Origin of the sequence: Lysinibacillus sp. NPDC098008, assembly GCF_044760715.1 — a bacterium.
In the GTDB taxonomy this organism is placed as follows: Bacteria; Bacillota; Bacilli; order Bacillales_A; family Planococcaceae; genus Lysinibacillus.
Genome location: NZ_JBIWBA010000001.1, coordinates 273,842 through 288,879, shown reverse-complemented (window position 1 = coordinate 288,879; position 15,038 = coordinate 273,842). Strand labels below are relative to the sequence as shown.

15 protein-coding genes are annotated in these 15,038 nt (G+C 40.0%); 11 read left to right on the top strand and 4 right to left on the bottom strand.

What is annotated here, in order from left to right:
• Positions 1-26: 26 nt before the first annotated feature.
• Positions 27-959, top strand: coding sequence for a ribonuclease Z (gene rnz, locus ACIQVU_RS01420; protein WP_340806236.1), 933 nt, complete (start codon positions 27-29; stop codon positions 957-959).
• A gap of 17 nt (positions 960-976) precedes the next feature.
• Here the strand turns inward: rnz and ACIQVU_RS01415 are convergent, their stop codons facing one another.
• Entirely contained in the window at positions 977-2,755 is a 1,779-nt protein-coding gene (locus tag ACIQVU_RS01415; protein ID WP_402893385.1) for an IS1182 family transposase, read from the bottom strand.
• A gap of 355 nt (positions 2,756-3,110) precedes the next feature.
• Between ACIQVU_RS01415 and ACIQVU_RS01410 the strand changes: the two genes are divergently transcribed.
• From ACIQVU_RS01410 to ACIQVU_RS01380, 7 genes are all read left to right on the top strand, one after another.
• The gene (locus ACIQVU_RS01410) at positions 3,111-5,105 is read left to right on the top strand and encodes a methyl-accepting chemotaxis protein (RefSeq protein WP_340806235.1); all 1,995 of its coding nucleotides are present in this window, start codon (positions 3,111-3,113) and stop codon (positions 5,103-5,105) included.
• A 61-nt stretch (positions 5,106-5,166) separates the two neighbouring features.
• Positions 5,167-5,397 carry an acyl-phosphate glycerol 3-phosphate acyltransferase gene (locus tag ACIQVU_RS01405; protein WP_340806233.1) on the top strand — a complete coding sequence of 77 codons (231 nt, stop codon included), beginning with the start codon at positions 5,167-5,169 and terminating at the stop codon, positions 5,395-5,397.
• Positions 5,398-5,511: 114 nt separating this feature from the next.
• Positions 5,512-6,132 carry a sporulation-specific diadenylate cyclase CdaS gene (cdaS, locus tag ACIQVU_RS01400; RefSeq protein ID WP_340806232.1) on the top strand — a complete coding sequence of 207 codons (621 nt, stop codon included), beginning with the start codon at positions 5,512-5,514 and terminating at the stop codon, positions 6,130-6,132.
• A 98-nt stretch (positions 6,133-6,230) separates the two neighbouring features.
• Positions 6,231-6,674 carry a MarR family winged helix-turn-helix transcriptional regulator gene (locus ACIQVU_RS01395; protein WP_340806230.1) on the top strand — a complete coding sequence of 148 codons (444 nt, stop codon included), beginning with the start codon at positions 6,231-6,233 and terminating at the stop codon, positions 6,672-6,674.
• A 57-nt stretch (positions 6,675-6,731) separates the two neighbouring features.
• Entirely contained in the window at positions 6,732-7,673 is a 942-nt protein-coding gene (locus ACIQVU_RS01390) for a ring-cleaving dioxygenase (protein WP_340806228.1), read from the top strand.
• 15 nt (positions 7,674-7,688) lie between these two features.
• Positions 7,689-8,744: an LLM class flavin-dependent oxidoreductase gene (locus ACIQVU_RS01385; protein WP_340806226.1), complete on the top strand. Its 1,056-nt coding sequence runs from the start codon at positions 7,689-7,691 to the stop codon at positions 8,742-8,744.
• A gap of 67 nt (positions 8,745-8,811) precedes the next feature.
• The gene (locus tag ACIQVU_RS01380; RefSeq protein ID WP_340806224.1) at positions 8,812-9,090 is read left to right on the top strand and encodes a YuzB family protein; all 279 of its coding nucleotides are present in this window, start codon (positions 8,812-8,814) and stop codon (positions 9,088-9,090) included.
• Positions 9,091-9,139: 49 nt separating this feature from the next.
• Here ACIQVU_RS01380 and namA read toward each other — a convergent pair whose 3' ends face one another.
• Entirely contained in the window at positions 9,140-10,150 is a 1,011-nt protein-coding gene (gene namA / locus ACIQVU_RS01375; RefSeq protein WP_340806223.1) for an NADPH dehydrogenase NamA, read from the bottom strand.
• 48 nt (positions 10,151-10,198) lie between these two features.
• Positions 10,199-11,002, bottom strand: coding sequence for a pyrroline-5-carboxylate reductase (proC, locus tag ACIQVU_RS01370; protein WP_340806222.1), 804 nt, complete (start codon positions 11,000-11,002; stop codon positions 10,199-10,201).
• A 410-nt stretch (positions 11,003-11,412) separates the two neighbouring features.
• Here proC and ACIQVU_RS01365 point away from each other — a divergent pair, with 410 nt between their 5' ends.
• A complete protein-coding gene (locus tag ACIQVU_RS01365) occupies positions 11,413-12,414 on the top strand; it encodes an MBL fold metallo-hydrolase (protein ID WP_200908524.1) in 1,002 nt (333 codons plus the stop codon).
• On the top strand, positions 12,411-13,160 hold the full coding sequence (locus ACIQVU_RS01360; RefSeq protein WP_402893377.1) for an SDR family NAD(P)-dependent oxidoreductase: 750 nt from the start codon (positions 12,411-12,413) through the stop codon (positions 13,158-13,160). The genes ACIQVU_RS01365 and ACIQVU_RS01360 overlap by 4 nt, the downstream gene beginning before the upstream one ends.
• 33 nt (positions 13,161-13,193) lie before the next feature.
• Here the strand turns inward: ACIQVU_RS01360 and ACIQVU_RS01355 are convergent, their stop codons facing one another.
• Positions 13,194-13,430: a hypothetical protein gene (locus tag ACIQVU_RS01355; RefSeq protein WP_340806218.1), complete on the bottom strand. Its 237-nt coding sequence runs from the start codon at positions 13,428-13,430 to the stop codon at positions 13,194-13,196.
• Between the two features lie 349 nt (positions 13,431-13,779).
• On the opposite strand from ACIQVU_RS01355, the gene ACIQVU_RS01350 reads away from it, so the two are divergent.
• Positions 13,780-14,973 (top strand): argininosuccinate synthase, encoded by a 1,194-nt coding sequence (locus ACIQVU_RS01350; RefSeq protein ID WP_402893373.1) that lies wholly within the window; start codon positions 13,780-13,782, stop codon positions 14,971-14,973.
• Positions 14,974-15,038: the final 65 nt, after the last annotated feature.

Genomic DNA, 15,038 nt, shown 5'->3' with positions numbered 1-15,038 from the left:
ATAGAATAAGAAACGAGGTGGCAGATGTGCAGCTACATTTTTTAGGAACAGGTGCAGGCATGCCTTCAAAAGATCGTAATACAAGTGCTTTAATGGTGAAGCTATTAGATGAAATAGGGGAAATGTGGCTATTTGACTGTGGCGAGGCAACACAGCATCAAATTTTACATACCTCGTTAAAACCACGGAAGGTAACGAAAGTTTTTATTACGCATTTACATGGTGATCATATTTTAGGCTTACCTGGCTTTTTAAGCTCGCGCTCCTTTCAAGGAGGAGATGAGTCTTTAACAATTTTTGGTCCAGCAGGCTTACAGCAATGGATTGAGCAAACATTGGCGTTATCCAACACTCATTTAACATATGCTGTGCATTTTGTAGAGGTGCAGGAGGGCATTATTTTTGAGGATGATTATTTTACGATTTACGCTAAGGAGCTGCGCCATGTTGTTCCATGCTATGGCTATCGTATTGAGCAAAAGGATTTACCAGGTGAATTATTAATAGAAAAAGCGCAGGCTCTCGGTATTCCGAAAGGTCCACTGCTTGGGCAGTTGAAGAAAGGGCAGCATATTGTGCTGGACAATGGCACTGTTATTCAAGCGAAGGATGTAACTGCTCCCCCTAAAAAGGGCTTTACGCTAACAATTTTAGGAGATACAAAATATTGTCAAGAAGCTGTGCAATTAGCAATGAATGCTGATATTGTTGTACATGAAGCAACCTTTGATGGCACAATGACAGACCTCGCAACAAAATATGGGCATGCAACAAATACAGAGGCAGCCAAAGTTGCACAGCAAGCAGGAGCAAGCTATTTACTATTAAATCATTTGAGCGCTCGCTTTCTTCCACAAGATTTACCTCAGTTTTTAGCACAAGCCCAGCATGTTTTCCCACAAACACTATTAACCGCCGATCATACAACCTTTACTTGGCACAACAATCAATTACTTTAGCCATCTAAGGGGGCTGTCTAATAAGTCCCTAAAATAAACAGGTGTAGAAAAACGAGTCGCTTTTCTACACCTGTTTTTGTGTTTTTATCTAGTTCTTTTGAAAGAAGCTGGCGGATGCCTGCTACTTTCAAGAGATTGTGAGCTAATGCCACTATCCCAAACTCTGTGTAAATCTTATCGATGCCTCGTAGTAAAAATCTGCGGAACGACCGATTGCCCTTGATGTGACCAAAAACACTTTCTACGTCGATTTTGCGTTGCGCATAGATTCGTGATTTTTCTTCACATTCAAGGGCTGCTTTTGCCTTTGCTTTCATTTCTTCAAAAATAGGATTCCATTGTACTTGGCGATTGCCTTTGGCTTTTGTACAGAGCACTTTCAATGGACATTCTGAACAGTCTTCACATTCATACATTTTTAGACTTTGTTCAAAACCCGAGGCATTCTTTTTATTCATATATTTTTTAAACGTCACTTTTTGCCCGTTTGGACAAATAAAATGATCGTCATGTTCGTTGTAATCCCAATTTTTCGCATGCTTCATATTCTTCTTGTAACTACGCGACTTTTCTTTTAAATACATGCCGTATGGGATTAAAAAGTCGAATCGGGGTTGTTTTTCATCACCAATCGCATAGAGATAATTTTCTTCACTTCCATAACCGGCATCCGCTATAATTGTTTTTGGCATCGGTAAACTAGACGCTACTAATTTCTCTACGTGTGGAATAAAACAACGTGTATCGGTTGGATGTTGATGCATTGAATAAAATAAAATGAATTGATTTTCTGTAGCCATTTGAACATTATAAGCTGCTTTTAGTTGCCCATTTTTCATGTGATCATCTTTCATCCGCATAAAAGTCGCGTCATGGTCTGTTTTCGAAAAGCTATTACGGTCGCCAAAGATTTCATGTTGCTTTTTGTATTTGTTCAAGCGAGGTAAAAAATCTTCGCGAATGAATTTGAGTGGTTTTTTTAGTACACTACGCTGCGAACGGATCTCTTTACGTACTGTGACATTTTCTTCGGCTCCCATTGCGTCTGTTAAGGCATTTACTTGTGTTTCTAATTCCTGCGCAATCGTTTCTAATTGGGCTGAGGTCGCGTCTTCTTTCAGTTCTTCGGCATTGAATTGTATGCATTCAGCTTCTGTTATTTCTTGAATATGTTGAATCGTTTCTTGCATTTTTATTTTTAGCTTTCCTTCAAAATTCTGCACTGCTTTTTTCCATACAAAAGAATACTTATTGGCGTCTGCTTCCATTTTTGTGCCATCTAAAAAGTAATTCTCCATTATAATATAGTTTTGTTCAATAAGAAGTAGAATCATTTGTTCAAATAGCGAATCCATCATATCTTTTAATTGATGTGAACGAAAACGATTAATTGTACGATGATCCGGCTTCTGTCCTGCCGCTAACCACATGGCAGGTAAATTTTCATGAAGTAATTTTTCAATACCACGCGAAGAGTACACTTTTTGTGAATACCCGTAAAGGAGCACTTTCGTCATCATTTTGGGATGGAAAGAGCTACGACCTCCACCTTTATAATAAGAAAAAAAGACTTGGTCATCTATAAGTTCAATCATTTCATCAATTACACGTGATACATGGTTTGTTGGAATCGTGTCTTGAATATCAAAAAGGGAAATGCCTTGTTTATTCTGATAAGGAATAAAGGTAGGAATAGAATGACCTGTTTTAGGAACGGCAGTTTCTTCTGAAAGCTGTAGTGGTAGTGATGTTTGTTCCGTGCTATAATTTTGGTGAGTAGTTTGAGGATTACTCATAAAAAATCGTCCTTTCTGTAAATGGTGTTGTGGTAACTTCATTTTACAATAACGGTCGATTTTTTTGTGCTTATTTTTGAAATTAAAACAGGGCTGCCACCAAAAGTCATTTCAATGACTTTTGGGACAGCCCCTTTTGTAGTTCTAAACACCTAATGAAATGCGCTACTTAATCCAATTGATAATACCCTAAATTGACCTCTATAACTTATGCTATTTATCCTAATTAAATTATTACAATTTAATGACAATTTCCTGATTTATTGTTAGCAGTTTGAAAAAAATGAATGAAATATATGGAAGGACTATTGTATGATGAAATGGAAAAGCTGTACTTTTTAGGGGGAGCGTTAGCATGAGAAATTCAATGAAATGGAAGATGCTGCTGGAGATTATGATCATCGTTGTATTGATTATTGGTGCATTTTCTATTTATATTTACCGAGCTACATATAAAAGTGAAAAGAGCAATGGAGAGGCACTTGCTAACTCTATTGTGATGGGATTAGAAGCAGCGATTCAATCCCGAGAAAAGGCTGAAGAAATCATGGAGAAAGAAATGATTGCTGAATCCGTAATGGCATCGTATATTCTTGACCAAGGTGCAACACATGAAGATTTAAAAGCGATTGCTGAGCGTGGAGGTATAGATGAAATTTGGAGTACAGATGATAAAGGTAATACAACCGTAACATCGATTGCACCAGCTATTGACTTTAATTTTGGTGCAGACCCAAATGGGCAAGCGGCGGAATATATGCAATTATTGGAGGGCAGTGCACAGGAAATTGTCCAAAAGGCACAGTTCCGTGATATTGACAATGAATTTTTTAAATTTGTCGGTGTAGGTAGTTGGAATCCTGCAACACCACAAATTATACAAGTAGCACGTAATGGTCAGCAGCTATTAGATTTAGAAGCGAGCATTGGCGGTGAATCTTATATTAATGAGCTGAACCAATATTTATCTTCAACGGTGCTATATGCGGCAATTGTAGATGAAGCAGGTCAGGTGATTGCAGCAACAGCCGATAAAGATTTAGCAGCTATCGGTTTTAAGTCTGCTCACTTTTCTACACATCAAGCAACAGATTTTTCAGGGCGTTATGATGGAACACGTGTGACGCAATATGTAAAGCCACTATCCAATGGTACATCTTTAGCTATTATTGTTTCGAATAAAATTCTTTCACATATTTTAATTGGCACCATTGTGGCATCATTAATTGTGGTTTGTGTTATTTTCTTTATTACAGGTGTATCTATTGCTCGACAGGTCAATCGTATTAATAATGTACGTGACTCTTTGGAGGAGATCAGTAAAGGTGAAGCCGATTTAACGAAGCGAATCCCTATTAATGCGCAAGATGAAATTGGGCGATTAGTTGCTTCATTTAATGGCATGATGGACAATTTCCAAATAATTATGCGGGAATTAAAGCAAGGTGCGAACGACATTAAAGCAGCGACATATACCATTCAAGAAAATGCCCATGACACACTTGATTCCGCTGCTACAATTCAACAAGAATCAAGCCAAGTTGCACAGGCATCCTTTGCACAGCAACAAAATACGGAAGATAGCACGCATTCAATGGAAGAATTAGCACGAGGTATTCAACATATTTCAGAATCCATTGCTGAAATTTCTACTATTTCTCGTAACACAGAGGAAAATGCTGATAATGGCTTACAAATTATGCGTACACTTCAGCAGCAATTAGTAACGATTCATGAAAAAACAGATTTTGCGGTTATCGGTACACAGGAATTAGAAAAATTATCCGCAATGATTGGAGAATTTACCAATGTCATCACAGGTATTTCCGATCAAACGAATTTACTAGCATTAAATGCTTCTATTGAAGCGGCTCGTGCTGGAGAAGCAGGAAAAGGCTTTGCAGTCGTAGCCGAGGAAGTGCGTAAATTGGCAGAAGATTCTAAAGTCGCAGCAGATCGCATTACACAAGTAGTAGTAGATGTTCAAAAAGAAACCGCTAATATGGTGATAACTATTCAATCGACAGCAGATGTTTTACATGCGGGGCGTTCCGTTGTGGAGGAAGCACAACAATCCTTCGAGGGCATTCATAATGATGTACAAGTGCTGGCAACACAGGTGGATTTAGTATCTAGCTCAACAGAGGAGATTGCTGCAAGCACAGAGGAAGTAACAGCAACGATGGAGGATGTATCATTGCTCGCAAAGCAAACATCTAACAGTGTTGATGCCGTTGCACAAAAGGCAAAACATCAAGCACAAAGCATGGAGGGCATGACAGCATTTATCGATCAATTAAATGCAACAGCCGAAAGCCTTCAGCAATCCGCAGGCAAATATAAAGTATAACAGAAATATAGTGCAGGCAATGGTATTATTCCCGTATAATTGAAAAAGGGGTGTAGTTTACATGAATCAACAAAAGATGCCACCAGCACTCTTGCGCTTAATCGTCATTTTTCCAAATGTGCTGAGTTATTTTTTATTATTTGGTCTAATCGTCTTTGTCATCACAAACTATGAAGCATTGAAGGCAAATGATAATTTAACCGTCTGGCTTATTTTTATCGCTGTGCTAGGACCTGCTGCTATGTATACGACCTTTAGTATTGTGAAAAAAATTCGCGCAGGACATATGTAAGCCAACTAGAGCGACTTCCTATTTCAATAGTAGGGAGTCGTTTTTCATAAGCATAAAAAATAGCGATGGAGAAACACTACTCTATACAAAGCTGAAACAATGAGAGGTGTTTGCATGGATACGATCAATTGCGACTTTTCGCCAATGAAGGAAACGTTAAAGGAGGAGCTGCTTCAAGTAATTTTATCATTGCAGCAAAGCATAGAGGAAATGGACACAGACACAAACTGCCTTCTTGGTAATTTTGAAAAAATTAAAGAGAAATTTATGACCATTGAAATGAAAGCCGCTACATTTTATTTGAATTGCTATCTTTCCCCATTTACCGAAAAATATCCAGAACTATCGTATAGCGTGCAAAATATGTCCACGAGAAAGCATGGTGGTTTAATTGTGATTGAACGTGAAGATTCGTTACAGCATTTGATTCAGCCCGGTGTACATATTGGTGCGGAGGTGACACATTCATTGCTGGAATCTATTTTCTTTCCGGGGAATCCACTACATGATGGAGCAGTGCTAATTCATCATAATGTGATTGAGTCAGCCGCAAATGTACTACCATTATCAGAGCGTTATACAGGTGAAAAGAAATTAGGCACAAGGCATCGTGCTGCATTAGGCTTAAGTGAAATGAGTGATGCACTGATTATGATTGTATCAGAAGAAACAGGTAGAATTTCTTTTGCCTTTCATGGCAACTTATATCCAATTACACCACATGGTATTATATAGGGGGCATCCCTATATGAAAAATACCTCGAATTCGAGATATTTTTCTTGCTTTGCATTCACTTGCGTGGTAAAGTGATAATAAAAGAGAGGAGCAGGCTATGAAAAATCATACATTAGGCACATTAACATGGATTCGGATGATGCGCTTTACAACGCAAAGTAATCACCTGTCCAATGAATTTTTAAAACGCTTTGATTTAACCACTGCACAATTTGATGTGCTCATGCAAATAAAAACCTATGCGCCTATTACGCAATCCCAATTAGCGGAGAAAGTAACCGTTACGCAGGGTGGAATGTCCCGTATGCTTGCCCGACTTGAAAAAGAGGGGCTTATTATGCGTAAGCAAAATTGGAAGACTAAAACGATTTCGCTAACAATAAAAGGGGAACAGATGCTAGATGCTGCAACACCAAGCCAGCTTCACTTCCAGTCTTCATTTTTTGAAGATATATTAACAGAAGAAGAAATAAAATCTTTATATAATATGCTGACAAAGCTTGAAAAGCATAGTCGAGAAAAGCAATTGCCACCAATGTAATTTTTTTACACTATCACTTGCTCAATCAAGTGATAATAACAAGGAGGACTAATAATCATGAAAAAATTAAATGGACATCACCATATTTCCATGCTAACGAAAAATGGCAAAAACAATAATGATTTTTATACAAAAATTTTAGGGCTACGACGTGTGAAAAAAACCGTCAATCAAGATTCACCATCCATGTATCATTTATTTTATGGCGATCTAACAGGTGCGGCTGGTACAGAGCTAACCTTTTTTGAAATGCCTGTCGCTGGACGAACTGTAAGAGGAACAAATGCCATTACACGTATTGGCTTACTTGTCCCAAGCTATGATAGCCTGCGCTATTGGCAGGAGCGCTTTCAACAGCAGGGGGTTGAACATAGCGCCATTACAACCTATGCAGGAAAAGATGCCCTATTTTTTGAAGACCATGAAGGCCTACGTATGGTGCTAATTAATCATCATGGCCAAGCTACGCCTGCACATTGGCAGCCATGGGATGGCAATGATATTCCAGCAGCACATCGTATTTTAGGTATGGGGACAGTGGAAATAACGGTTCGCTATTTGCAGCGCACAGTGCATCTACTACAAGACCTATTCCAATATACAGTTGTTGCAGAACGTGAGGAGGAAGCAGTTCTTCAAGCAATTGAAGGGGAAGTATTTGGTGAAATTATTGTGAAAGAGCTAGAAGGGCCAAGCGAAAAGCCAGGCAAAGGGAGTATTCACCATTTAGCATTGCGTATAGAGAGCGTGGAAGAGCTACAAGCATGGGCTGCCAAAATTAAGGAGCGAGGCTTTGATAGCTCAGGTGTTGTAGATCGTTATTATTTCCAGAGCCTTTACTTTAGAGATCGTAATGGTATTTTATTTGAACTAGCAACAGACGGTCCAGGATTTACAGTAGATTGTACTGTGGAAGACCTTGGCAAAAATTTAGAGCTTCCACCATTTTTAGAAGAAAAACGTGCTGATATTGAAGCTTTTTTAGAACCACTCGATTAAGGAGAGCGTATAAATATGGAAAAATATCGTATCAACCAATCACAAGGTCTTGAATTTGGGCTATATTCTTTAGGAGATCATATTCCTAACCCATTAACAGGCGAACGTATTTCTGCGCAGCAGCGTTTACAGGAGCTAGTAGAGGCAAGCCAATTGGCAGAGCAGGCAGGAATTGATGTGTTCGCTATTGGTGAAAGTCATCAAACGTATTTTACAACACAGGCACATACGGTTGTGTTAGGGGCGATTGCACAAGCAACATCAAGCATTAAGTTAGCAAGCTCTGCTACGGTGCTAAGTGTGTCAGACCCTGTGCGCGTCTATGAGGATTTTGCTACACTTGATTTATTATCTGACGGGCGTGCAGAAATTGTAGCAGGACGTGGTTCCCGTGTAGGAGCCTATCATTTACTTGGCGTTGATCTACAAAACTATGAAGAGATTTTTGAGGAGAAATTAGCGCTACTCGTGAAAATTAATGAGGAGGAGCTTGTGACATGGGAGGGGCAATTTCGTGCACCACTCCACCATGCTCAAATTTTACCACAGCCTAAAAATGGCTCCTTACCGATTTGGCGAGCGGTTGGTGGACCACCTGCCAGTGCCATTAAAGCAGGCTATATGGGGATTCCGATGATGCTCACAACATTAGGTGGGCCTGCGAGCCATTTTAAGCCATCCGTTGATGCATACCGAGAGGCGGCAGGGCGCAGTGGCTTTGAGCCAAATGAGCTACCAATTGCAACAACGAGCCTGTTTTATGTAGCCGATACAACACAAGAAGCATTAGACGGGATGTACCCACATTTAAACGGCGGCTTCCAGGCGATTCGTGGCAGTGGCTATCCACAGCAGCAATTTATGCAAGCACCAAATGTGCATGATGCCTTAATGGTTGGCAGTAAAGAGCAAATTATTGAAAAATTATTGTATCAATACGAGCTATTCGGTATGCAGCGCTTTATGGCACAAATTGATTTTGGTGGTGTACCATTCGATAAAATGATGAAAAATATTGAAATCATCGGCAATGATATTATCCCTGCTATCAAAAAATATACAGCGCAATAAATAAGGTCATCTTTCTTGCAAGCTCTGTCACCTTCACAGCATAATTAGATAGAGGGGGGCGTTAATCATGGTATTTTCGCTATTTAAAAGGAAAAAAGAGCCACAGCTTATGAAAAATAGAGTGGAGTTTTGCATTACAAACCTATCACTAGGTGCAGCAGATGCCTATGATGTATTGATGGAGCGTGATGATATCGAGGTGGAGGAATCGGGCTGTACCTCGCACTGTGAAGTTTGTGAGCAGGGTTTGTTTGCTATTGTCAACGGAGAAATCATTACCGCAGATCATGCTGAGGCATTGGTACAGGCAATTGAAGAAGAACTAAAGCAAAACCCTCTTTTATAAGCAAAAAAAAACAGCTTGTATTGGGACAAGCTGTTTTTTTTATGTGCTATTACCAGCCTCGCACATATTGTACAGGTGGTTGAATATCCTCGCCCAACGCTTTTGCAGCATGGAGCGGCCAATAAGGCTCTCGTAGTAAAGCACGCGCAAGGAAAATTAAATCGGCACGGTTGTTTTGTAAAATTTCCTCTGCTTGAATAGCTGTTGTAATCAGACCAACTGCACCAGTTGGAATATTTGCCCCATGCTTAATGGCCTCTGCATGTGGTACTTGGTAGCCTGGGAATGCATGGATAGCTGCTTGCACAACCCCGCCTGTTGATACATCAATCAAATCAACGCCTTGTGATTTCATCCAGCGACTAAAGATAATAAAGTCCTCCATTGTTGTACCATCCTCTGCATAGTCCTCCGCAGAAACACGGACAAGTAAAGGTCCTTCCCATACACTACGTACGGCATCAATCACTTGGCGCAATATACGATAACGATTTTCCTGTGAGCCACCATATTGATCCTGACGTTTATTCGTTGCAGGCGATAAAAATTCACTGATTAAATAGCCATGTGCTCCGTGTATTTCGAGCACATCGAAGCCTGCCTTGGCTGCGCGGATAGCTGCTTGCTTAAAGGCTTCGATAACATGATGAATATCATCCTCTGTCATTGCCGTTGGTGTTTTGTAATCTTCACTAAAGGCAATAGCGGATGGAGCAAAGATTTCGCCATCTACCGTCGCTTTACGCCCCGCATGTGCAAGCTGAATGCCTGCTTTTGCGCCATATGCTTTCATCCCATCCACTAATTGACGTAAACCTTCGATATGTGCATCATCCCAAATACCTAAATCCTTATTGGAAATACGACCTTCAGGGACAACACCTGTTGCTTCAACAATTATAAGCCCTACTTGACCTGCTGCGCGTGTTGCATAGTGTACGAGATGGAAGGGTGTAACAAGCCCATCCTCCTGTGCAGAATACATACACATCGGCGCCATCACAACACGATTTTTTAAAGTAATGGATTGTAGTTGATAAGGTTCGAATAATTTGCTCAAAATAAAGCCTCCTAATTCCTAGTGATATGCTTTATTTTGCACCTGTTGCTAGCCATTTGCAAGTGAACGAGATCGGGCTTCTGCTTCTTTAATGCATGCCTCAATAGCTTCATGGAATTGATGTTGCTCTAATGCTTGAATACCAGCCTCTGTTGTGCCTCCTGGGCTTGTGACCTTTTTGCGTAAAACATCAGGTTCATCTGTGGATTGCTTGAGCATTTCAGCACTACCAGCAAGTGTTTGTGTCATAAGTAGTCGTACTGTATCTTTAGATAGTCCCACCTTTGTGCCTACTCGTTCAAAAGCCTCCATTAAATAATAAATATAAGCAGGACCACTACCTGAAAGAGCTGTTACTGCATGTAATTGATCTTCATTGACTTCGATAACAGAGCCAATCGCCTCTAGCAATTCAAGGAACATTGTCCGCTGTGTGGCAGATACTTTGTCATTAAAGGCGATGCCACTTGCGGACATACCGATTGTCGCAGAGGTATTTGGCATCACACGTGCGATAGGGCGTTCACCTAAAAATTGTGTAATCGTATCGATGGAAACACCTGCTAGCACCGATACCACAGCAGATTGAGCTGTAATTTTCGATTTTAATTCACGCATTGCCACAATCGCATCCTTTGGTTTCATCGCCAAAATAATGACGTCTGCCTGCTGATAAATAGCAGGGTCATCCACCTTATTCACCCCATATGTTTCATGTAAAAACTGTAAACGCTCCTTATCAGAACGATTCGTAATGTAAATTTCCTGTGCGGTTAGCACATTTTGCTTAATCCAGCCTTGCATCAACGCCTCAGCCATTGAACCTGCACCAATAAATACTATTTTTTTCATGACCAACACCTCCAGTTCAAAATCTGTGATAGCCGCTAGTGCTTTATTTTGGTGCAGCAGGTACTTAAATGTCCCTGTCGAACCAAAATAAAAAGCGCTCTCGTCCTTCTTACAAGGACGAAAACGCTGTCGTTTCCGCGGTACCACCTTTGTTTGCCAATTTGGCACAACTTTTCGCCCTTTTATCGCAAGGGAAACGGTTATGTTTGCATAACTGCTCAGAAGTAGGTTCAGCAATGGGAGCGGGTGATGTTACTTTCAGCAAAATGTAACACTCTCTAACACCTTCACCAATCACTTACTTGGCTTCATCAACGCATATAAGTAATTTGATTATTCAAAATTATAGTGATGAATAGGCAACGTGTCAACAGGAGGATGACGAAAAGAGAAAAAACTTGTAAAATAGAATGAATTCGTATTCACTAGTGCGTGAAAAGGGGGAAACAACTTTGTCTATTTACAAAATAGAAATACCAACGCCCTATGCAGTAGGAGATGTTAATGCATTTATTGTCAAGGGGGATGCACTAAGCATTTTTGATGTTGGACCAAAAACAATGGAAGCCTATGATGCGTTGAAATGGGGGATTCGAGCAGCTGGCTTTGAGATGCGCGATATCGAACAAGTTGTCTTAACCCACCATCATCCAGATCATGCTGGATGGGTAGATGCCTTTCCATATGCAGAAATTTTAGGACATGCCTACAATGATAAATGGCTGCGGCATGATGAAGATTTTTTACGCTATCATGAGCAATTTTACAGTGAGCGTTTATTAGAGCACGGTGTTCCACAACAGTATATTCCAACAAGTGTCCATGTTCGCCGCGAATTAGAGCTTGTTGGGGAACGCCCATTAACACAAATTTTAATGGACGGAGATGAAGTGCCTGGTCACCCAGGATTAAAGGCAATTGAAACATTGGGACATGCACAAAGCCATTTTATTTTCTGGGATGAAAAAACACATCATGTTATTGGTGGGGATTTATTGCTTGAAAAAATTACGCCTAATCCATTAATCGAGCCACCATTGGATCGTACCGTAGGACGTACAAAATCATTGCTGCAATATAATGCCTCGCTTGAAATTTTGCGTCAATTGCCTGTAAAAATGATGCATACAGGACATGGGGCAGAGCTGGAGGGTATTCCAGCATTGATTGATCAGCGACTTGAACGTCAGCATCAGCAGTCGATGAAGGTTTATGAATTAATGGGGGATGATGAATTAACGGTTGTGCAAGTAACAGAGCGTTTATATCCTGCCATTTTCCAGCGTCAGCTTGGCTTAACATTATCAAAAACACTTGGTCATTTAGATTATTTAGAGGCACATCAATTAGTGACATCGACAAAAACAGCAGAGGGCATTTATTTATTTACAAGAAAGCAGGCTGATCGATGAGGAACAAAACGATTTTCGTTACAGGTGCAACAAGCGGTGTTGGCTTGAAAATTACAGAATTACTAGTAGCACAGGGGCATACCGTTTATGCAACGGGTCGCAATGCAGTGGCATTAAAAGCATTGGAGCGCTTAGGAGCCAATGTTATCCAAGCTGATTTAAGCAATTTAGCTGCTATTGATAAGGTTTGTGCACAGCTACCTTTACTGGATGTCGCAATTTTATCAGCAGGTGTAGGGAAATTTGAGATTGCCCCAGCTTTATCAGATCAGGCAATTGCACAAATGCTTGAGCTAAATATTGCTGTGCCCATCTATCTTACCAAACGTTTAGCAGCCACAATGATGCAGCGTCAGCAAGGGCATTTCATTTTTCTCGGCTCACAGGCAGGAAAGGTTGCCACACCAAAGGCGAGTGTCTATGCAGCAACAAAGCATGCATTAGTTGGCTTTACGAATGGGCTGCGTATGGAATTAGCACCTTATCATATCCATGTCACTGCGATTCATCCAGGTCCTATTGATACGCCTTTTTTAGATAAGGCAAGCGATGACCATGGCTACCGAGCATCTTTAGGCAAATTGTTATTGTCCGCTGAGGAGGTGGCACAGGCGACCGTGAAAACGATTGAACGTCCTGTACGTGAGGTCAACTTACCCAAAATTATGGGACTAACGAGCAAGCTTTATGCACTAGCTCCAGCCACCATTGAATTTTTAGGCAAATCATTTTTCCATAAAAAATAAACAACAGCCGCCAAACGACATTGGTGGCTGTTTTTATGGAAGCATATATTTTTTCAGTACATCTTCTTTAAATTGCTTCGCTTCTGCTGATTTTTCCTCGCCTATATCGAAGGAATCAGTTTGATCGATATTAAATTTACCCAAGTTATTATTGATAACCGCATATTGACCAAATGTGTTTTGCTTTAAAAATAAAATATAGGCACTACGTTCTTGAAGCTCTTTATAATGATTTGTAATGAGCTTCTTTTTCTCTGCCTGTCGTTCCACAATCCCTACTGGTTCGATTATCTTATAATTCTGAAAAATATATATTTTTATAGATATTTAAATATACGCCATATGAGCACGAAAAATTTGAATGCAACTGATAAAGGTGGTTATGACCATCAACGTACTATAACGAGCTAAAAAACGTTTTTTCGTGTAAAAATATGCATTGCTTGTAATAGGGCTTTAAGTATTGTTATACCTTCTTTTATAAGCCAAAAATGAAATGTTATAAATTTATAAAAATACACTTGTTTTTATTTTTATAACATGATAGTATTCATGTATAAACTTTTAAACAAATGTATAAACATACATATTGATAGCAGCAATTGGAGGCGCATTTTTCATGACAAATAAAAAAGTTGTATTAGCATATTCAGGTGGACTGGATACTTCAGTCGCAATTCCATGGTTAAAGGAGCAAGGCTGGGACGTTATTGCCGTATGTCTTGATGTTGGTGAAGGAAAAGACCTTGAATTTATTAAAAATAAAGCATTACAAGTTGGCGCAATTGAGTCTTATATGGTAGATGCAAAGGATGAGTTCGCTGAGGAATATGCATTAATTTCATTGCAGGCACATACATGGTATGAGCAAAAATATCCATTAGTATCAGCACTTTCTCGTCCACTTATTTCAAAAAAATTAGTGGAAATTGCAAACCAAGTAGGCGCGGACGCTGTTGCTCATGGTTGCACAGGGAAAGGGAATGACCAAGTTCGTTTTGAAGTTTCCATTAAAGCATTAAATCCTGACTTAGAGGTTTTAGCACCTGTACGTGAGTGGGGCTGGAGCCGCGATGAGGAAATCGAATATGCGATTAAGCATAATGTACCAGTTCCTGCAACATTGGATTCTCCATTTTCTATTGACCAAAACTTATGGGGGCGTGCGAATGAAGCGGGCATTATGGAAGACCCTTGGGTTGCACCACCAGAGGAGGCATATGGCTTAACAAAGGCAATTGAAAACACGCCAGATACACCAGAATTCGTTGAAATTGAATTTGTTGCTGGGAAGCCTGTTGCTTTAAATGGCGAAGGAATGAAGCTAGCAGATTTAATCCAACAATTAAATGCCATTGCAGGTGAGCATGGTGTTGGACGTATTGACCATGTGGAAAATCGTCTTGTTGGTATTAAATCACGTGAAGTATATGAAATCCCGGGGGCAAAGGTGCTACTAACAGCACATAAAGAGCTGGAAGATTTAACGCTTGTAAAGGAATTAGCACATTTTAAGCCAGTGATTGAGCAAAAGCTTTCTGAATTAATTTACGACGGCTTATGGTTCTCACCATTACGTGATGCACTTGAGGCGTTCCTTGCACAATCACAGCAATATGTAAATGGTACAGTGCGTGTGAAACTATTCAAAGGTCATGCCATTGTGGAAGGGCGTAAATCACCAAATTCCTTATACAATGAAAAACTGGCAACATACTCGAAGGAAGATCAATTCAACCATGCTTCCGCTGTAGGCTTTATTGAGCTATGGGGTCTACCAACTGTAGTGAATGCATCTGTTAATAAAAAGTAAGCTTGACAAATAAGGTGTAGGGAAGCATTGCTGTTTGCACTACACCTTTTGAGAAGTAATGAAGG